Here is a 20383-nt window from a genome sequence, read left to right as displayed (position 1 = left end):
AGATGCAGCGGGTGAAGCGGGCAGCACGGAAGTCCAGTCGGGATAGATCTTCGCCGCTGAAATCGCAGTGCTCGAACGTTGGTGCGTCACCGCATTCCCGAAGGATGCGGGTGAGGTCGTCGCGCTCGAAGGTCGATTCGCTGAATAGCGTTCCCTCTGCGGCTGCCGTTTCTGGGCGTGCTTCTTCGCGTGTTTCCTGGATGTTGCTGCGCATCTGTGCAGACTCCTCATCGGTGAGGGGCACACGCAGCGTCTTGTCCACAGCGCGCCCCCTCAACTTGTTCAAAGTAAGGTTGACGCCGCGGCATAGTAAGAACCCACGTCGCAAGCAATCCGCTGACTGGGCGCAGGAGATACCAACCTGCCACTCTATTTTCGGCGGGAGGATTTTAGCGCCCTCGCGCGTTGGCGCACAAGAGAGGCTATTCTGCGGATTACGTCGGGAGATAAATTCGGGAGATAAAAATGGCAGAAACATGGCAATTCCAGATTCGCATTACTGTCACGCCGGAACTGGCGGATGCCTTGCGCTCGCCCGTATCGCATGAACAACGCGATGCGCTCGATGCGCTGCTGCGTGAGCGCAATGCCTCGCTGAAGTGCCAGTACGATGCATTTGCCGATTACGTCGAAGCGGCGCAGCGTGAAGGACAGGACCGCTATCCGCTCTACCAGTGGACAAAAGACACGATCGAAAATCCCGAGAAAAAGGCGAAGTATCTGAAGTCGTTCACGGTGTATGTGAACGGCGATGAGGTCTATGACGACGAAACCGCCGCCTGGCTGCATGAGCGGCTGGCGGCGCTCATTGGCAAGAGCGGCATCAAAAGTGTGAGCCGCTTCGATACGAATCCGGCCAATAATCCGCAACCGCCCGCGCGCAAATAGCGCACATGCCCGCGTACCCGGCGGATTGCATCTGCTGCGTCGCACCATCGCCACAGTCAGCCGGCTTTCGCTAGAATCGGCTTCGTCGGCGCAAAAAAACATATCTGCGGTGTTACCGCTGCGGCTCACACTGTTCATCCCATATCGGAGGCGAGCGTGCCAGGTTTACTCCCCAATGTCGATCCCGAGGGACTCCTCGAATACTCAGTGGTTTACACCGACCGCTCGATCAATCACATGTCGCAGCGCTTTCAGGGCGTCATGCGCGATCTGTCCGACTCCCTGAAAAAAGTCTACAACGCGAAAGCGGTGGCGATCGTGCCCGGCAGCGGAACCTTCGGCATGGAAGCCGTTGCACGGCAGTTCGCGACGAACAGGAAGTGTCTGGTGATCCGCAACGGCTGGTTCAGCTTCCGCTGGTCGCAGATTTTCGACATGGGCAGCATCCCGTCCGAATCGATCGTGCTCAAGGCGCGGCCGGTCGAAGCGGGCAGGCAGGCCGCGTTTGCGCCGCCACCCATCGAAGACGTGGTCGCCGCGATCAAGGAGCACAAGCCGGATCTCGTCTTTGCGCCGCATGTCGAAACCGCGTCCGGCATGCTGCTGCCCGATGCGTATCTGCGCGCCGTGGCTGACGCCGTGCATGCAGTCGGCGGCATGTTCGTGCTCGATTGCATCGCCTCCGGCACCATCTGGGTGGACATGGAAGCGAGCGGCGTCGATATCCTGATCAGCGCGCCGCAAAAAGGCTGGAGCGCGTCGCCATGCTGCGGGCTCGTCATGTTCAGCCCGCTGGCGCGCGAGCGCATCGAAACGACGACCAGCACCAGCTTCGCCTGCGATCTGCGCAAATGGCTGCAGATCATGGAAGCCTACGAGAGCGGCGGCTTCGCGTACCACGCGACCATGCCCACCGACAGCCTCGCCACGTTGCGCGACGTGATGAAGGAAACCGAAGCCTACGGCTTCGACAAGGTGAAGGCAGAGCAGCTTGAACTCGGCGAGCGCATTCGCGCGCTACTGGCTGCGAAGGGTTTCAGAAGCGTGGCCGCCGACGGTTTTCTGGCGCCGGGCGTCGTGGTCAGTTACACCGACGACGATGGCATCCGGTCTGGCAAGAAGTTCGCCGATGCCGGTTTGCAGATCGCAGCCGGCGTGCCGCTGCAATGCGACGAGCCGGCCGACTTCAAGACCTTCCGCATTGGGCTCTTTGGGTTGGACAAACTGCATGATGTCGAAGCTGCGGTCGCGAGATTCGCCAAGGCGCTGGACAGTTTGAGCTAAAACGCTGTCGCGAGGCGGCGAGCGGGGCGTCAGCCGTCGAACGGCAACTCCGATTGCCGCGGCGGCGCCGCTGCCGGTGCTTCACCGGTAGCGGCCTCAAGCGTGCCCATACGCACGCCAATCAGGCGAATGCGCCGATCCAGTGCGACCCGCTTCAAGCATTCGCCAACCGCGCGCCGTATCGATACGGCATCCGCCACCGGTTCGGGCAACGAGAGATCGCGCGTGACGATCTTGAAGTCGGCGAACTTGATTTTCAGGCCGACCGTGCGTCCGCGATAACCCTTGCGCTGCAGGTCCTCGGCGACGCGCTCGCACAGACGCGTCAGCGCCGGTGTGAGCGTGGCGCGGTCGCGGGTCACATGCATGTCGCGCTCGAAGGTGGTTTCGCGGCTCATGGACTTGGGCTCGGACGACACGACGATCGGCCGCTCATCCAGCCCCTGGGCGATCCTGGCCAGCCACGCGGCGTAAGTGCCCCCAAAGTGCTCCTGCAACAAGCCGAGGTCCGCCGCGGCCAGCTCGCCGATCGTGCCGATGCCGATGCTGGCCAGCCGGTCGCTTGCGCGCGGCCCGATGCCGTTGACCTTTTTTGCGGCGAGCGGCCAGATACGCGATTCGAGATCCGCCAGCGAGAGAATCGTGAGTCCGTCGGGCTTGTCCAGTTCGGAACCGATCTTGGCGAGCAGTTTGTTGGGCGCGATGGCAATCGAGCAGGTCAGGCCGGTGGCTTCGCGAACCGCATTCTTGATGCGCGCGCCCAGTTCCTTAGATTCACCTTCCACGAGCGTGAGATCGACGTAAATTTCGTCGATGCCGCGGTCCTCGATCTGGTCCGTGAAGGTACGCACGGCATCCTTGAACAGGCGGGAGTAGCGTCGATACGAATCGAAATCGGTCGGTAAAAGAATCGCGTCCGGCGCGAGTTGCGCGGCCTTCATCATGCCCATGGCGGAAAACACGCCGAACGCGCGCGCCTCGTACGTCGAAGTCGTGACGACGCCTCGCCCGGCGTAGTCGCGTAGCTTTGCGAAGCGGCGCGTGCCGTCGGGCTGGAGTTCCGGCGCGGCATTGCGCCCGCCGCCTATGACTACGGGCTGGCCGCGCAGCTCGGGATAGCGGAGCAGTTCCACGGAAGCGTAGAACGCATCCATATCGACGTGCGCGATGCGACGGACTGGCGGATTGCTCACGCTGACTGTCCCACGCGAGGGAGGGCCATAACGGTTCTATATACTGTATATTTGTACAGTATATTACTGAGATTGGGCCGATCGCGCAAGACGGACGTCAGGTCAGCAGCGCCTCCTCGCGGCGAGCGGCGGACGGCATCAACAGCATGGACAGCGCGAACGCAATAAAACAGCCCAGCACGACTTCTTCGACACGAAGCACGGCGAGCGCAACGATCGCGAAGCCAAGCTGTCCGTACACCAGCCCAACCAGCAGCGTAATAAAGAAAACCCCGCGCGTATAAGCGTGCAGGATGAAGTAGGCCCAGCCGAACACACACGCGGCCATCAGTCCAACGAGGACCCACGGCTCGCTTTTAAAGAGGGCGACCAGCAGCACGCTCGCGGCCGCGCCTGCCAGTGTGCCCATCAGCCGTTTGCCCACGCGAGCCAGCGTGCCCTCGCGCGAATGCGTGCCGAGGAATACGACGAAGGTGCTGATAACCGCCCACATTGAGCGCTCGCTGGACATTTCGTCGCCAGCCAGCAAGGCGAGCAGCGCGGCGACGGTGGCCAGCGCGGCGGGCCGCCACGCCAGATGATGGCGATGCCGCGCGAGCGCATTCAGGTCGCTCTGCAGGCGCAGCTTGCACGCGTTGACCGCCCGCGCCAGCCACGAGTGGCCGATGAGCAATGTTTCAACAGGCACGGAGCGCACTTGAGCCGCCCCTTTTAGCGGCACCAGCACGCGCCCGACCCACGCCACCACGAGCGGCGCGAGGGCGGACAAGCCCAGCATCGCGTCAAGCACGTCGCGTGACGGATGGAGGTAAAGCCCCAGATAGAACGCGACGAGCGCGAGCAAGGCGCAGCCAGCGGCGCGAGGCCCCAGCGCATGGCACAGCATGCCGGCGAACACGATTATGAGTAACAGCGCGCCGCGCAGAAGAGGATGCGGGGCGGCCAGCGCCGAAAGGGTAAAACTCGCGCAGGTGCAAACGTAGAGCAGGCCCAGCGAAACGAGCCAATCAGACAGGTGTCGATCTCTCAGGAACAGCGGCGCAATCATGGCGAACAACGTGGCCAGCGCGGCGAGCGTGATGGGCAGGTGCTGCTGTACCAGCCAGCCGATGCAAAGCGCTGCCGTAAGCAGGCAGGCGAGTGTCGAGCGTGTCGCGCCATGAAGTCGGGCGAATTCCGGGTCGCCTGCGAGCATGCGTCCACGGACGCGGTCATACGCGGCAATCATGTTTGATGATCTCCGATGCGCCGGTGATGCAGCTTGTGACTGCAAACCGGTGTGCCAGCCAGGGTGCCGGCGTTGAGAGAGCGTCCGTTATGCGTCTCTCGCAGGGATCTCCCGCGACAGCCGGCAGAATGGACCGTAGCCCGCTGGTTCAGCGGATCGGCGCATCATAACCGGTCAAAAAGTCGGTCGAATTTCGATTGAATCTCATCGTCCCCGGTGGACGAAAAAAAACGCCAACCCCGGAGGGTTGGCGTTTTGCGAAAGGCGCTGCTGGATATTGCGGCTTTTAGAACTGGTTCATCGTGTTGTCTTTGCCTGCCGCCTTCAGGGCTGCTTCGCCGCTGAAGTATTCCTTGTGATCGTCGCCGATGTCCGAGCCGGACATGTTCTGGTGCTTGACGCAGGCGATGCCCTGACGAATTTCCTTGCGCTGCACGCCAGCCACATAACCCAGCATGCCCTGATCGCCGAAGTATTCGCGAGCCAGATTGTCGGTGGACAGCGCGGCCGTGTGGTACGTCGGCAGCGTGATCAGGTGGTGGAAGATACCGGCTTCGCGTGCTGCATCGGCCTGGAAGGTGCGGATCTTCTCGTCGGCGCTGATCGCCAGTTCGGTCTGGTCGTATTCGGCGCTCATCAGTTGCGCGCGGTCGTAGGACGACACGTCCTTGCCTGCGGCCTTCATCGCGTCATAGACCTGCTGGCGGAAGTTCAGCGTCCAGTTGAACGACGGGCTGTTGTTGTACACCAGCTTGGCGTTCGGGATGACCTTGCGGATTTCGCTGACCATGCCGCCGATCTGGCCGATGTGCGGCTTTTCGGTTTCGATCCACAGCAGGTCGGCGCCGTTTTGCAGGGCGGTGACGCAATCGAGCACGCAGCGCGCTTCGCCCGTGCCGGCGCGGAACTGGAACAGATTGCTCGGCAGGCGCTTGGGGCGCAGCAGTTTGCCGTCGCGCTTGATGATGACGTCTCCATTGCCCAGCTCGTCGGCCGACAGTTCTTCGCAATCGAGGAACGAGTTGTACTGGTCGCCCAGGTCGCCCGGCGTGCGGGTCACGGCGATCTGCTTGGTCAGGCCCGCGCCCAGCGAATCGGTACGCGCCACGATGATGCCGTCGTCCACGCCCAGTTCCAGGAACGCATAGCGGATCGCACGGATCTTGGCGAGGAAGTCCTCGTGCGGCACGGTGACCTTGCCGTCCTGGTGGCCGCACTGCTTTTCGTCGGACACCTGGTTTTCAATCTGGATGCAGCAGGCGCCCGCTTCGATGAACTGCTTGGCCAGCAGATAGGTGGCTTCCGCGTTGCCGAACCCTGCGTCGATGTCGGCGATGATCGGCACCACGTGCGTGACGTGGTTGTCGATCTTTTCCTGGATCGCAGCCTTGGCCGCGCCTTCAGCCGCGTCGAGCTGGCGGAACAGGCCGCCCAGTTCGCGGGCGTCGGCCTGGCGCAGGAAGGTGTACAGCTCGCGGATCAGCGCGCTGACCGAAGTCTTTTCATGCATCGACTGGTCGGGCAGCGGGCCGAACTCCGAGCGCAGTGCGGCGACCATCCAGCCCGACAGGTAGAGGTAGCGGCGTTCCGTGCTGTTGAAGTGCTTCTTGATGGAGATCATCTTCTGCTGGCCGATGAAGCCGTGCCAGCAGCCCAGCGACTGCGTGTACTTCGACGGATCGGCGTCATAGGCGGCCATGTCGGCGCGCATGATCTTCGCGGTGTACTTCGCGATATCCAGGCCCGTCTTGAACTTGTTCTGGGCGCGCATGCGTGCGGCCGATTCGGGGTTGATGGCGTTCCAGGCGCTGCCTTGTTGTTCCTTCAAACCGGCAACTGCCTTGATGTCGTCTTGATATTGGGCCATGAGTCTCTCCTGAAGGGAATGCGCGTTTGACTAGCTAAGTTCGTCGTTTCGCTGCGTTCTGTTGCAGCGCACTGCATGACTAAATAGTAGCGCTGTTCCTCCAACTCTTATATAAGACATAAGACAATATTTATTGTTATTTTTCAATAAGATAGCTCGCACATTTTGCGATGCAAAACAGGTTTTCAAGCGGCGAAAAGGTGCGGGCAAGGAAAATCGGCACGAATTTCGCGATGTGAAAAGCGCTTTCAGCTTTTGGATCGCGGCTCGCCGCGAGGCTGGGGTCAACTCGGGTCAACTCAGCGAAAAGCAAAACAGGAAACTGCGCCGGACCGACTTAAGTTTTTCCGTCAGGAACCATCGCGAATCCGCACTTGCACGCCCCGGCCCGGCACCGCTGGCGTCGCCGTCATAAGCCCATGCCGCTTTTGTTCTATCGGCGGGGGCGGCTCCTTTGTTCTACTGCTTCCATCGCCGCATCAGCGGCTTCACCCTACGCCCGGGATAACAGATGAACGTCAGCGTCTTCGACCTGTTCAAGATCGGCATCGGTCCGTCGAGCTCGCACACGGTCGGCCCGATGATCGCCGCCTGCCGCTTTGCTTCGCATATCGAGGACGCCAATCTGCTCGGCTTCGTGCGGCGCGTGAAGGCGGAGCTGTACGGCTCGCTTGGCGCGACCGGCAAGGGCCACGGCACCGACAAGGCCGTGCTGCTCGGCCTCGAAGGTAATCTTCCGCATGCCGTCGACCCCGACAGCATCGAGCCGCGTCTGGCCGCCATTCGCCGCGACCGCGAACTGGTTCTGCTCGGCAAGCAGCCGATCCGCTTCGACGAGCGCGAGTGCATCGGCTTCTACCGCAAGACGCTGGGCGGCGCGAACACGCTGCATTCCAACGGCATGCGCTTCCAGGCCTTCGACGAACAGGGCCAGTTGCTGGTGGAGAAAGAGTATTACTCGGTCGGCGGCGGCTTCGTCGTGAATCGCGAAGGGGATCGCGTCAACGGCGTGCGCGGCGCGCAGGACGTGCCCTGGCCGTTTCGCACCGGCGATGATCTGCTGCGCGTGTGCCGCGAAAGCGGGCTTTCGATCGCCGAGGTTGTATTTGCCAACGAATGCGCGACGCGTTCGCCGGAAGCGGTGTGCGAAGGCCTGATGGCGATCTGGCAGACCATGGCCGCTTGCGTGGAGCGCGGTTGCCGCATGCGCGGCGAGTTGCCCGGCCCCATGCAGGTGCGCCGCCGCGCTGCCGATCTTTGCGCGAATCTGCGGGCGCGTTCGGAAGAGTCGCTGCGCGATCCGCTGTCGATGCTCGACTGGGTCAATCTCTACGCGATGGCCGTCAACGAGGAAAACGCCGCCGGTGGCCGCGTGGTCACGGCGCCCACCAACGGCGCGGCCGGCGTGATTCCAGCGGTGCTCCATTACTACGTGAAGTTCACGCCTGGCGCGAACGACAAGGGCATTGTCGACTTCCTGCTCACGGCGGCGGCCATCGGCATCATCTACAAGGAAACGGCCTCTATTTCCGGCGCTGAAGTGGGCTGCCAGGGCGAGGTGGGCGTGGCCTGCTCGATGGCGGCGGCGGCGCTCGCAGCCGTGATGGGCGGCACGCCCCTGCAGGTGGAAAACGCCGCCGAAATCGGCATGGAACACAACCTGGGCATGACCTGCGATCCGGTGGGCGGCCTCGTGCAGATTCCCTGCATCGAGCGCAATGCGATGGGCGCAATCAAGGCGCTCAACGCCTCGCGCATGGCGCTCAAGGGCAATGGCGAGCATTACGTCACGCTCGACAACGTCATCAAGACCATGCGCGAAACCGGCGCGGATATGAAAACCAAATACAAGGAGACGTCGCGGGGCGGTCTGGCCGTGAACGTCATCGAATGCTAATGGAACACGCGGGCAACACGCGGGAAACACGCAACGAAGGAACCATGAAATGAGCCGCTATTCGATATTCAGTCTGTTCCGCAACGGGTTGTCGTATCACGAGAACTGGGAGCGGCAATGGAAAAGCCCGGAGCCTAAAAAGGAATACGACGTGGTGATCGTCGGTGGCGGCGGGCATGGTCTCGCGACCGCGTATTACCTGGCGAAGGAACACGGCGTGAAGAACATCGCCATTCTGGAGAAAGGCTGGATTGGCGGCGGCAATACGGCGCGCAACACGACCATCGTGCGCTCGAACTATCTCTGGGACGAGTCGGCTGCGCTCTATGAAAAGGCGATGAAGCTCTGGGAAGGGCTGGCGCAGGATCTGAACTACAACGTGATGTTCAGCCAGCGCGGCGTGCTGAATCTGGCGCACACGCTCCAGGATGTGCGCGATACCGAGCGCCGTGTGAATGCAAACCGCCTGAACGGCGTGGATGCCGAATTCCTCACGCCCGCGCAGATCAAGGAAATCGAGCCGACGATCAATCTCAACAGCCGTTACCCCGTGCTGGGCGCTTCGATCCAGCGCCGCGCGGGCGTGGCGCGTCACGATGCGGTGGCCTGGGGCTTCGCGCGCGGCGCGGATCGCCTGGGTGTGGATATCATTCAGAACTGCCAGGTAACAGGCATTCGCCGGGACGGCGCGCGCGTGACGGGCGTGGATACCGTAAAAGGCTTTATCAAGGCGAAGAAAGTGGCCGTGGTGGCCGCAGGCAATACCTCCACGCTCGCCGATATGGCGGGTGTGCGTCTGCCGCTCGAAAGCCATCCGCTCCAGGCGCTGGTGTCCGAGCCGATCAAGCCGGTGGTCAACACGGTCATCATGTCCAATGCCGTACACGCCTATATCAGCCAGTCGGACAAGGGCGATCTGGTGATCGGCGCGGGCGTCGACCAGTACACGGGTTTTGGCCAGCGCGGCAGCTTCAACATTATCGAAGGCACGCTGCAGGCGATTGTCGAAATGTTCCCGGTGTTCTCGCGCGTGCGTATGAACCGGCAGTGGGGCGGCATTGTCGATGTGTCGCCCGACGCCTGCCCGATCATCAGCAAGACTGACGTGAAGGGCCTGTATTTCAACTGCGGCTGGGGCACGGGCGGCTTCAAGGCTACGCCCGGTTCGGGCTGGACGTTCGCTCACACCATCGCGAACGACGAACCGCACCCGCTGAATGCGCCGTTCTCGCTGGACCGTTTCTACACCGGTCATCTGATCGACGAGCACGGCGCGGCTGCCGTCGCGCACTGAATTCCACCCGGACCTGTAAGGAGAACACAACATGTTGCTGATCGAATGTCCGTGGTGCGGCCCGCGTGCCGAAGCGGAATTCACCTGTGGCGGCGAGGCGGAAATCGCCCGCCCGCTGGAGACCGACAAACTCACCGACAAGGAATGGGGCGATTACCTGTTCATGCGCCATAACCCGCGCGGCGTGCACAAGGAGCAATGGCTGCATACGCAGGGCTGCCGCCGCTGGTTCATGGTGACGCGCGACACCGTCAGCTACGAGATTCACGGCTACGAGAAGTTCCGCACGGGCGCAACGAACGGTAACGAGAAAAGCACGCAAGGGAGCAAGGCATGAGCCAGAAAAACCGTCTGGGCGGCGGCGGCCGCATCAATCGCGCGATTCCCTTGACCTTCACGTTCAATGGACGCACGTATCAGGGCTATCAGGGCGACACGCTGGCATCGGCGCTGCTGGCCAACGATGTGCATTTTGTCGCGCGCAGCTTTAAATACCACCGTCCGCGCGGCATTGTCACCGCCGACGTGGCCGAACCGAATGCCGTCGTGCAACTGGAGCGCGGCGCGTACACGGTGCCGAACGCGCGCGCCACGGAAATCGAGCTTTATCAGGGCCTCGTTGCAACCAGCGTCAACGCCGAGCCCAACCTCGAAAACGACCGCATGGCCGTGAACCAGAAGTTCTCGCGCTTCATGCCCGCGGGCTTCTACTACAAGACCTTCATGTGGCCGCGTAAATTCTGGCCGAAGTATGAAGAAAAGATTCGCGAGGCCGCGGGCCTGGGCAAGGCGCCCGACATGCTCGACGCCGATCGCTACGACAAGACCTTCGCGCATTGCGATGTGCTGGTGGTGGGCGGCGGCCCGGTCGGCCTGCTGGCTGCATTGACGGCCGGGCGCAGCGGCGCGCGCGTGATTCTGGTCGACGATCAGCGCGAACTGGGCGGCAGCCTGCTCGCGGGCAAGACGGAAATCGACGGGCGTCCCGCGATTCACTGGATCGAAAAGATCGAAGCCGAACTCGCGGCGCTGCCTGATGTGCAAATTCTTTCGCGCAGCACGGCATTCGGCTATCAGGATCACAACCTCGTCACCGTCACGCAGCGTCTTACCGAGCATCTGCCGGTCTCCACGCGCCAGGGTTCGCGCGAACTGCTGTGGAAGATCCGCGCGAAGCGCGTGATTCTGGCGACGGGCGCGCACGAGCGGCCCATCGTGTTCGGCAATAACGATCTGCCGGGGATCATGCTGGCATCGGCGGTGTCGACCTATATCCATCGCTATGGCGTGCTGCCGGGCCGCAACGCGGTAGTGTTCACGAACAACGATGCGGGTTATCGCTGCGCGCTCGATTTGAAGGCATGTGGCGCGTCAGTCACCATCGTCGATCCGCGTGGCCAAAGCACGAGCGAATGGCAGGCCGCCGCGCGCCGTCAGGGCGTGAAGATCATGAACAACGCGGCGATCATGAGCGCGCGCGGCAAGCTGCGCGTGAATTCTGTCGAAGTCGTGGCCTGGAACAAAGGCCAGACGGGCGCGAAGCAGGCCGATCTGCCCTGCGATCTGGTGGCGATGTCGGGCGGCTTCAATCCGGTGCTGCATCTGTTTGCACAGTCGGGCGGCAAGGCCGCGTGGAGCGACGCGAAGTCGTGCTTCATCCCTGGCAAGCGCGTGCAGCCCGAAGTGAGTGCGGGCGCGGCGGTGGGCGAATTCAGCCTCGCGCGCGGCCTCACGCAGGCGATCGATGCAGGCGTGGACGCCGCGCAATCGCTCGGCTTCAAGGTCACGCGTCCGGCTGCACCGAAGGTCGCCGAACACGCCGAAGCGCCGCTGCAACCGCTCTGGCTGGTGGGCAGCCACGCAGCGGCGGCACGCGGACCGAAGCAGTTCGTCGACTTCCAGAATGACGTTGCCGCCGCCGATATTCTGCTGGCCGCGCGCGAAGGCTTCGAATCGATCGAGCACGTCAAGCGCTATACCGCGATGGGCTTTGGCACCGATCAGGGCAAGCTCGGCAATATCAACGGTATGGCGATTCTGGCCAACGCGCTCGGCAAGTCGATTCCGGAGACGGGCACCACGACGTTCCGCCCGAACTACACGCCGGTCACCTTCGGCACCTTCGCAGGCCGCGAGCTTGGCGACATGCTCGACCCTATCCGCAAGACCTGTGTCCATGAATGGCATGTCGAGCATGGCGCGCTGTTCGAGGACGTGGGCAACTGGAAGCGTCCGTGGTACTTCCCGAAGAAGGGCGAGGACCTGCACGCAGCGGTCGCGCGCGAATGCCTGGCGGTACGAAATAGTGTGGGGATTCTCGATGCATCCACGCTCGGCAAGATCGATATTCAGGGCCCCGATGCCGCGAAGCTGCTCAACTGGGTCTATACGAATCCGTGGAGCAAGCTGGAAGTGGGCAAGTGCCGCTACGGCCTGATGCTCGACGAAAACGGTATGGTGTTCGACGACGGCGTGACCGTGCGCCTCGCACCCGAGCACTACATGATGACCACCACGACCGGCGGCGCGGCGCGCGTGCTGACGTGGCTCGAACGCTGGCTGCAGACCGAATGGCCCGACATGAAGGTGCGGCTGGCTTCCGTCACGGACCACTGGGCGACGTTTGCGGTGGTCGGCCCGAAGAGCCGCAAAGTGCTGCAAAAAGTGTGCGCCGATATCGACTTCGCCAATGCCGCGTTCCCCTTCATGTCGTATCGCAACGGCACGGTGGCGGGCGCGAAGGCGCGCGTCATGCGCATCAGCTTCTCGGGCGAACTGGCCTATGAGGTGAACGTGCCGGCCAATGCGGGCCGCGCCGTGTGGGAAGCGTTGATGGCCGCAGGCGCGGAATTCGACATCACGCCTTACGGCACGGAAACAATGCACGTATTGCGCGCGGAGAAAGGCTACATCATCGTCGGTCAGGACACCGATGGATCGGTTACGCCGTTCGATCTTGGCATGGGCGGGCTGGTTTCGCAGACCAAGGACTTTCTCGGCAAGCGCTCGCTGGCGCGTTCGGACACGGCGAAGGAGGGGCGCAAGCAGTTCGTCGGTCTGCTCACCGAGGACGCGCAGTATGTGTTGCCCGAAGGCGGCCAGATCGTGGCGCCCGAAGCACGCGCGGCTGCCGACGGCACGACGCCGATGATCGGCCACGTCACGTCGAGCTATTACAGCCCGATTCTCAAGCGCTCGATTGCGCTGGCGGTGGTGAAGGGCGGTTTGAACAAGATGGGCGAAAAAGTGGTGGTGCCGATGGCCGACGGACGGCGCGTGAGCGCCACGATTGCCAGCCCGATTTTCTATGACACGGAAGGGGTGCGTCAGCATGTTGAATGAAACGTTGGAACCGATGCCCCTCGCGGAGCGTGTGGCCGCCGTGCGGCTTGAGTCGCCCTTCATCGGCGCGACGGATGTGGTGAGCGGGCACGTTGCGCGCCCCTCGAAGGCATGCGCGATGCGCGAGCTGCCGTTTCGCGACCTGGTGATGGTGCGCGGCGAGCCGCAAGACGCCGCGTTCACGAGTGGATTCGCACAAGCCTTGGGTTGCCGCCTGCCGGTGCAGCCGAATACCCGCTCCATGGGTGCGGAGTACGACGCGCTCTGGCTTGGGCCTGATGAATGGCTCGTGCGTTCGGCGGGACCGGTAGAAGCAGGTTTGCTCGAAGAGAAACTCACGGGCGTATTGAGCGGCAATGAGGGCTCGTGGGCCACGGCGGTCGATGTTGGCAGCGGCTACACGGTGGTCGAACTGAGCGGCACGCGCGTGCGCGAAGTGCTCGCGCGCGGCTGCCCGCTCGACCTGCATCCGCGTCTGTTTAAAGAAGGCCAATGCGCGCAGAGCTTCTTTTTCAAGGCTTCGATCGTGCTGATTCCCACGGGCGCCGACCGATATGAAGTCGTCGTGCGACGCAGCTTTGCCGACTACTTCTGCCGCATTCTGCTCGACGCTGCGGCGCCGCTGATGTCATGAAGCTCGTCGAAGAATGCATCGTGCAGGCTTTGGCCCCGCGCGCGCCGCTAGTGGGACGCGGCTGGAGCGTATTCGTCGAAGGCCTGGGCGTGCCCGTGCGCGTGGGCATTCACGCGTACGAGCACGAAGCGCCGCAGCCCGTCGTGATCGATGCACAACTGGGCTACCGCTGCGAGCCGAACGAGGCAGCCGGGTGGATTGACTATGACGGCTGGTGTACGCGCGTGGCCGACTGGCTCGCGCATCGGCCGCATACGCGCTTGCTCGAAACGCTGGTGGCCGATCTCGCGGCGTTTTCGTTTCGCGAGTGGCCCGCGTTGCACACGCTCACGCTCGCCGCGCACAAGCCGAAGATTCGTCCCGGCACGCGGCGCGTGGGCGTGGCACTCGACTGGACGCGCGCCGATTACCTCGCATGGAGCGGCGCGAAGTAATCCGCAATTTCAGGGAGAAATTTAAACGCAAGCCCATTACAAATGGAGACAGCAACGATGAGCAATAATCGAGGCGTGGTGTATCTGGGAGCGGGCAAGGTCGAAGTGCAGAATATCGACTACCCGAAAATGGTCGATCCATCAGGACGTTCGATCGGCCATGGCGTGATTCTGAAAGTGGTCAGCACCAATATCTGCGGCTCGGACCAGCATATGGTCCGTGGCCGCACGACGGCGCCCGTCGGTCTCGTGCTTGGCCACGAGATCACCGGCGAAGTGGTCGAAGTGGGCCGCGACGTGGAGACGCTCAAGATTGGCGATCTGGTGTCGGTGCCGTTCAACGTCGCGTGCGGACGCTGCGCGATGTGCCGCGAGCAGCACACGGGCGTGTGCCTCAATGTGAATCCCTCGCGCGCGGGCGGCGCGTATGGCTATGTGGATATGGGCGGCTGGATCGGCGGGCAGGCGGAATACGTGCTGGTGCCTTACGCCGATTTCAATCTGCTCAAATTCCCGGACCGCGATCAGGCCATGTCGAAGATCCGCGACCTCACCTGTCTATCGGACATTTTGCCGACCGGTTATCACGGCGCGGTGACGGCAGGCGTGAAGCCCGGCTCGACGGTTTATATCGCGGGCGCAGGGCCGGTCGGGATGGCGGCGGCCGCTTCGGCGCGTTTGCTGGGCGCGGCCTGCACCATCGTCGGCGATATGAATGCCGAACGCCTGGCGCACGCGAAGGCGATGGGTTTCGAAGTGGTCGATCTCTCGAAGGACGCGACGCTGGGCGAGCAGATCGAGCAGATTCTCGGCAAGCCCGAGATCGATTGTGCCGTGGATTGCGTGGGTTTCGAGGCGCACGGTCACGGCGCGGCGGGGCACGAGGAGGAAGCGCCTGCCACGGTGCTGAATTCGCTGATGGAAATCACGCGGCCAGCGGGCATGATCGGAATTCCGGGGCTCTATGTCACCGACGATCCGGGCGCGACCGACGTGGCGGCGAAGCACGGCAGCCTGAGCATCCGCTTTGGCCTGGGCTGGGCGAAGTCGCATACTTTCCATACCGGCCAGACGCCCGTGCTCAAGTACAACCGCAACCTCATGCAGGCGATTCTATTCGACCGTCTGCCGATCGCGAAGATCGTCAATGTCACGGTGATTTCGCTAGAGGAGGCGCCGGAGGGCTACAAGAAGTTCGATGGCGGGGCACCGCGTAAATTCGTCATCGACCCGCATCGGATGCTGGCGGCGTAAGACTTTATTTGTATGAATTAAAAAAGGCAGCCCGTTGTTTGGGCTGCCTTTCTGTGTTGCTGCAAGCGTTTGTCAGGCGTGCACGGGCAGCGCAGGCAAATGCCGCAGCGGCGCATCCACACCCGCCATGGGTGCTACGCGCTTGCGGCGCTCGCCGGTGGGCGCGATGGCAAATGCGTCGCGATAGCTCTTGCTGAAGTGACACGCCGATTGAAAACCGCACGCCATGGTGATCTGCATGATCGACATATCGGTTTGCAGCAGCAGTTCGCGCGCGCGGCGCAGGCGCAGCGTGAGGTAATAGTGGGTTGGCGTCATGCCCAAATGCTCGTGAAAGAGCCGCTGCAATTGCCGTTGCGACATGTTCGCAAGACGCGCCAGCTCCTCGCGCGAGAGCGGCTCTTCAATATTGCTTTCCATCAGCGAAATGACTTCGAAGAGCGACTTGTTGGCCGAACCGAGCCGCGCCACCAGCGGCATGCGCTGCTGCGCGCTGGTGTCGCGAATATGCTCGACCACGAACTGTTCGGCGATCTGCGTGACGCGCGCCGTGCCCACGCGCGGCGTGATGAGGTGCAGCATCATGTCGAGCGGCGCGACGCCGCCCGTGCAGGTCACGCGATCACGGTCGATCACGAATAGTTCTTTAAGGAAGCGCGTAGAAGGAAACTCTTCTTTTAGCGCCGACATGTTCTCCCAGTGGATCGCGCAGGCGTAACCGGCCAATAGCCCCGACTTCGCCAGCGCATAAGTGCCCGTGCAAAGGCTGCCCAGCGCCACGCCCATGCGCGCAAACCGGCGCAGCGTATTCAGATGCGCGGCGCTGGTGACGTGCTGCACGTCGATGCCGCCGCACACGAACACGATATCGGGCTGTCCCGCGCATTCCGCCGGGCCCGTGTCGAAGCCGATGCCGCTACTGGAAGTCACGGTGCCGCCTTCAGGGCTGATGATGGACCAGCGGTAGAGCGGCTGCCCGCTCAGGTAATTAGCCATGCGAAGGACTTCGATCGCGTTGGTGAAGGCGATCATCGTGAAGTTCGGCAGCGGCATGAACGCGAAATGCGCTAGCGACGCGGTGCGCTCGGGTGACATGGGGAACCATTCCTTTTATTCGATGGCGGCGCTCGGGGCGCGACCAGGCTACGGCATTCTGGAGGCGGGCGCTATCGGTCTGCCATGCGGCAAAACCCTGATGAGCCGGCGTCCTTACAACGAGCTTCGAATCTGCTTTGACTCTTTTCCCCTGAAGAAACGGCCGTGCTATTCGCGGCGCATGAAGCGTGTGGCTAACACGGCTTAACGGCGACTCAGCGTATCGGGGAATGGCCGTTTTGAGTGTACGAGAAATTTATTCGGATCAGAAAGATTTTGAAGCGCTGCGAGTGAGGGGCGATTCGATACGACTTGTGAAAAACGGACGCCGATGGCGGAAAAGGAAAAGAACGCGTCTGAATTCGGATATCGATCAAAAAGCCGAACGACAAGAATAGAGCCGTCGGTAGCCGCTTGAGCGCCAAGGCTGCGCGGGCAGGCTCCCCACCCCTATCTCTCGTCATGGATGCCCTATGTCGAACTCGCAAGCCTTCTTTTCGCAACCGCTCGCCCAGCGCGATACGGCGGTGCGCAATAGCCTCCTGAAAGAACTGGAGCGTCAGCAGTCGCAGGTGGAAATGATCGCCTCGGAAAACATCGTCTCGCGCGCCGTGCTGGAAGCGCAGGGTTCGGTGTTGACCAACAAGTACGCGGAAGGCTATCCCGGCAAGCGCTATTACGGCGGCTGCGAATTTGCCGACGAAATCGAAACGCTGGCTATCGAGCGTCTCAAGCAGCTTTTTGGTGCGGGCTTTGCCAACGTGCAGCCCCATTCCGGCGCGCAAGCCAACGGTGCGGTCATGCTGGCGCTGGCGAAGCCGGGCGACACGGTGCTGGGCATGTCGCTGGATGCGGGCGGCCACCTTACGCACGGCGCGAAGCCGGCGCTTTCGGGCAAGTGGTTCAACGCGGTGCAGTACGGCGTCAATCGCGACACGATGCGCATCGACTACGACCAGGTCGCGGAACTCGCGCAACAGCACAAGCCGAGTCTGCTGATTGCCGGCTTTTCCGCCTACCCGCGCGAACTGGATTTTGCGCGCTTTCGCGCCATTGCCGATAGCGTGGGCGCGAAACTGATGGTGGATATGGCGCACATCGCCGGCATCATCGCGGCGGGCCGCCATGCGAACCCGGTCGAGCACGCTCATGTTGTGACTTCGACCACGCACAAGACGCTGCGCGGCCCGCGAGGCGGCGTGGTGCTGACCAACGACGAAGACATCGCGAAGAAGATCAACTCCGCTGTGTTCCCCGGCCTGCAGGGCGGCCCGCTCATGCATGTGATTGCGGGCAAGGCGGTGGCGTTTGGCGAAGCGCTCGACGCCAGTTTCAAAACCTATATCGATAACGTCTTGATCAATGCGCAGGTGCTGGGCGAAGTCCTCAAGGATGGTGGCGTCGATCTGGTCACGGGCGGCACCGACAACCATCTGCTGCTGGTCGATCTGCGCCCGAAGGGTCTCAAGGGCACCCAGGTCGAACAGGCGCTCGAGCGCGCCGGCATTACCTGCAACAAGAACGGCATTCCTTTCGACACGGAAAAGCCCACCGTCACTTCCGGCATTCGCCTGGGAACGCCCGCAGGGACGACACGAGGCTTCGGCGTGGCGGAATTCCGCCAGATCGGCGCGCTGATCCTGGAGGTGTTCGACGCGCTGCGCGCGCATCCCGAAGGCGACGCCGCCGCCGAACAACGCGTGCGCCGCGAAATCTTCGCGCTGTGCGAACGCTTTCCCATCTACTGAGACCCCCACGGAGCACCCAAGCGATGAGCAACCTGCACAACAACAGCATCATCATCGACGGCCTGAACATTTCGAAGTTCGAGCGCTCCGTGTTCGAGGACATGCGCCGTGGCGGCGTTACCGCCGTCAATTGCACGGTCTCGGTCTGGGAGGACTTCCAGAAAACGGTGGACAACATCGCGGAAATGAAGCAGCAGATCCGCGAGTACAGCGAGATCCTCACGCTTGTGCGTACCACCGACGACATCGTGCGCGCGAAGAAAGAGAACAAGACCGGCATCATCTTCGGCTTCCAGAACTCGTACGCATTCGAGGACAACCTCGGCTATATCGAAGTGTTCAAGGAACTGGGCGTGAATGTGGTGCAGCTTTGCTACAACACGCAGAACCTGGTGGGCACGGGTTGTTATGAAGCGGACGGCGGGCTGTCCGGTTACGGGCGTGAAGTGATTCAGGAAATGAACCGCGTGGGCATCATGGTCGATCTCTCGCATGTGGGCGGCAAGACCTCGTCCGATGCGATTGCCGTGTCGAAGAAGCCCGTGACGTATTCGCATTGCTGCCCCTCGGGTCTTAAGGAGCATCCGCGCAACAAGAGCGACGAGCAGCTCAAGGAAATCGCCGATGCCAACGGCTTCGTGGGCGTGACGATGTTTGCGCCGTTCCTCAAGCGCGGCCCGGACGCCACGGTCGAGGACTATCTGGAAGCGATTGAATACGTGGTCGATCTGATCGGCGAGGACCGCGTGGGGATTGGCACGGACTTCACGCAGGGCTATACGACCGAATTCTTCGACTGGATTACGCACGACAAGGGCCGTTATCGCCGTCTGACGAACTTCGGCAAGGTGGTGAATCCGGAAGGCATTCGCACCATCGGCGAGTTTCCGAATCTGACCGCCGCGATGGAGCGCGCGGGCTGGAGCGAATCGCGCATCAAAAAGGTGATGGGCGAAAACTGGCTGCGCGTATTCGGCGAAGTCTGGAACGGTTGAAGCGCTTCACGTCGACATATTACGAATCCCACGATCAGGAAAATCACGATGCAACCGCAACTGCCTATCGACGTGAACCCGGAAACCGGCGTCTGGACCACCGACGCGCTGCCGATGCTTTACGTGCCGCGCCATTTCTTCACGAACAACCATACCGCGGTGGAAGAGGCGCTGGGCCGCGACGTCTATGCGGAAATTCTCTACAAGGCCGGCTATAAATCTGCGTATCACTGGTGCGCGAAGGAAGCCGAAAAGCACGGCATCGACGGCATGGCTGTGTTCGAGCATTACCTCAAGCGTCTTTCGCAGCGTGGCTGGGGGCTCTTCACGATCGTCGAAGCCGATCCGGCCAGCGCCCGTGCGCGCATCGAACTGCGCAACTCGTCGTTCGTGCTGGCGCAGCCGGACAAACACGGTCAGGACGAGAAGCTTTGCTATATGTTCGCGGGCTGGTTCGCGGGCGCAATGGATTGGGTGAACGATACGACGCCAGGCGGCAAGAACGCGCCGCGCGCCCAGTCGCGCGAAGTGCGCTGCGCCTGCGGCGGCCATGCGCATTGTGTGTTCGAGGTATCGCCGCTCACGAACTGAGCCGTATGCGCAGAACCTGAGAAAAGTACGGCAATGCAATCAATAAGCATGCCGAATAAAACAGTCAGACCGCAATACACCCTGAACGCCTGAGGTCGTCCGCGATGCGTTATCCCAATCTGTTCAAGCCTCTCACGCTCAACCAGCTCACGCTGCGCAACCGCATCGTCAGCACCGCCCACGCCGAGGTCTACGCGGAGCCGGGCGGCCTGCCGGGCGACCGCTATATCCGCTATTACGAAGAGAAGGCCAAGGGCGGCGTGGGCCTGGCCGTTTGCGGCGGCTCCAGTCCCGTGTCGGTGGACAGCCCGCAAGGCTGGTGGAAGTCGGTGAATCTCTCGACCGACCGCATCATCGATCCGCTCGCGCGTCTGGCCGAAGCGATGCATCGCCATGGCGCGAAGATCATGATCCAGGCCACGCACATGGGCCGTCGTTCGGCGTTTCATGGCGAGCATTGGCCGCATCTGATGTCGCCCTCGGGCATTCGCGAGCCGGTGCATCGTGGCAACGCCAAGATCATCGAAGTCGAGGAAATCCGCCGCATCATTGGTGACTTCGCGACCGCCGCGAAGCGCGTACAGGACGCGGGCATGGACGGCATCGAGATTTCGGCGGCGCACCAGCATCTGATCGATC

General features: G+C 62.3%; 16 protein-coding genes and 2 pseudogenes. 13 read left to right on the top strand and 5 right to left on the bottom strand.

Features of this window, described 5'->3' with window-relative positions:
* A pseudogene (locus VG320_RS14150) lies at positions 1-262 on the bottom strand (hypothetical protein); the annotation flags it as partial.
* 203 nt (positions 263-465) lie between these two features.
* Between VG320_RS14150 and VG320_RS14145 the strand changes: the two are divergent.
* On the top strand, positions 466-888 hold the full coding sequence (locus VG320_RS14145; protein WP_327200729.1) for a hypothetical protein: 423 nt from the start codon (positions 466-468) through the stop codon (positions 886-888).
* A 156-nt stretch (positions 889-1044) separates the two neighbouring features.
* A complete protein-coding gene (locus VG320_RS14140; RefSeq protein WP_327200728.1) occupies positions 1045-2172 on the top strand; it encodes an aminotransferase class V-fold PLP-dependent enzyme in 1128 nt (375 codons plus the stop codon).
* A 29-nt stretch (positions 2173-2201) separates the two neighbouring features.
* Here the strand turns inward: VG320_RS14140 and dinB are convergent, their stop codons facing one another.
* The 3 genes from dinB to VG320_RS14125 form a co-directional block, all read right to left on the bottom strand.
* The gene (dinB, locus tag VG320_RS14135; protein WP_327200727.1) at positions 2202-3365 is read right to left on the bottom strand and encodes a DNA polymerase IV; all 1164 of its coding nucleotides are present in this window, start codon (positions 3363-3365) and stop codon (positions 2202-2204) included.
* A gap of 97 nt (positions 3366-3462) precedes the next feature.
* Complete coding sequence (locus tag VG320_RS14130; protein ID WP_327200726.1) at positions 3463-4593, bottom strand: FUSC family protein; 1131 nt, start codon at positions 4591-4593, stop codon at positions 3463-3465.
* Between the two features lie 286 nt (positions 4594-4879).
* Complete coding sequence (locus tag VG320_RS14125) at positions 4880-6460, bottom strand: isocitrate lyase (protein WP_327200725.1); 1581 nt, start codon at positions 6458-6460, stop codon at positions 4880-4882.
* 511 nt (positions 6461-6971) lie between these two features.
* Here VG320_RS14125 and VG320_RS14120 point away from each other — a divergent pair.
* From VG320_RS14120 to fdhA, 7 genes are read left to right on the top strand one after another with little or no spacing between them, the layout of a single operon-like run.
* Entirely contained in the window at positions 6972-8357 is a 1386-nt protein-coding gene (locus VG320_RS14120) for an L-serine ammonia-lyase (protein WP_327200724.1), read from the top strand.
* Positions 8358-8406: 49 nt separating this feature from the next.
* Positions 8407-9651, top strand: a complete 1245-nt coding sequence (locus tag VG320_RS14115; RefSeq protein ID WP_327200723.1) for a sarcosine oxidase subunit beta family protein — start codon at positions 8407-8409, stop codon at positions 9649-9651.
* Between the two features lie 31 nt (positions 9652-9682).
* The gene (locus VG320_RS14110; protein ID WP_327200722.1) at positions 9683-9988 is read left to right on the top strand and encodes a sarcosine oxidase subunit delta; all 306 of its coding nucleotides are present in this window, start codon (positions 9683-9685) and stop codon (positions 9986-9988) included.
* Positions 9985-12993, top strand: a complete 3009-nt coding sequence (locus tag VG320_RS14105) for a sarcosine oxidase subunit alpha family protein (RefSeq protein ID WP_327200721.1) — start codon at positions 9985-9987, stop codon at positions 12991-12993. Before VG320_RS14110 ends, VG320_RS14105 begins: the two co-directional genes overlap by 4 nt.
* Positions 12983-13627: a sarcosine oxidase subunit gamma gene (locus VG320_RS14100; RefSeq protein ID WP_327200720.1), complete on the top strand. Its 645-nt coding sequence runs from the start codon at positions 12983-12985 to the stop codon at positions 13625-13627. The genes VG320_RS14105 and VG320_RS14100 overlap by 11 nt, the downstream gene beginning before the upstream one ends.
* Complete coding sequence (locus VG320_RS14095; RefSeq protein ID WP_327200719.1) at positions 13624-14061, top strand: dihydroneopterin aldolase; 438 nt, start codon at positions 13624-13626, stop codon at positions 14059-14061. Before VG320_RS14100 ends, VG320_RS14095 begins: the two co-directional genes overlap by 4 nt.
* Positions 14062-14118: 57 nt before the next feature.
* Positions 14119-15315, top strand: a complete 1197-nt coding sequence (gene fdhA / locus VG320_RS14090; RefSeq protein ID WP_327200718.1) for a formaldehyde dehydrogenase, glutathione-independent — start codon at positions 14119-14121, stop codon at positions 15313-15315.
* 72 nt (positions 15316-15387) lie between these two features.
* On the opposite strand, the gene VG320_RS14085 is transcribed toward fdhA, so the two are convergent.
* Complete coding sequence (locus VG320_RS14085; protein ID WP_414696037.1) at positions 15388-16410, bottom strand: GlxA family transcriptional regulator; 1023 nt, start codon at positions 16408-16410, stop codon at positions 15388-15390.
* 473 nt (positions 16411-16883) lie between these two features.
* Between VG320_RS14085 and VG320_RS14080 the strand changes: the two genes are divergently transcribed.
* The 4 genes and pseudogenes from VG320_RS14080 to VG320_RS14065 all read left to right on the top strand — a co-directional run.
* Entirely contained in the window at positions 16884-18158 is a 1275-nt protein-coding gene (locus VG320_RS14080; RefSeq protein WP_327200717.1) for a serine hydroxymethyltransferase, read from the top strand.
* Between the two features lie 23 nt (positions 18159-18181).
* Positions 18182-19153: a dipeptidase gene (locus VG320_RS14075; RefSeq protein WP_327200716.1), complete on the top strand. Its 972-nt coding sequence runs from the start codon at positions 18182-18184 to the stop codon at positions 19151-19153.
* Between the two features lie 48 nt (positions 19154-19201).
* Positions 19202-19744 (top strand): DUF5943 domain-containing protein, encoded by a 543-nt coding sequence (locus VG320_RS14070; RefSeq protein ID WP_327200715.1) that lies wholly within the window; start codon positions 19202-19204, stop codon positions 19742-19744.
* 104 nt (positions 19745-19848) lie between these two features.
* Positions 19849-20383: pseudogene (locus tag VG320_RS14065) on the top strand (N-methylproline demethylase); the annotation flags it as partial.

Origin of the sequence: Paraburkholderia sp., assembly GCF_035948235.1 — a bacterium.
Taxonomy (GTDB): Bacteria; Pseudomonadota; Gammaproteobacteria; order Burkholderiales; family Burkholderiaceae; genus Paraburkholderia.
Note: the sequence above shows the minus strand (reverse complement) of the source record. Positions and strands in the feature narration are given on the sequence as shown.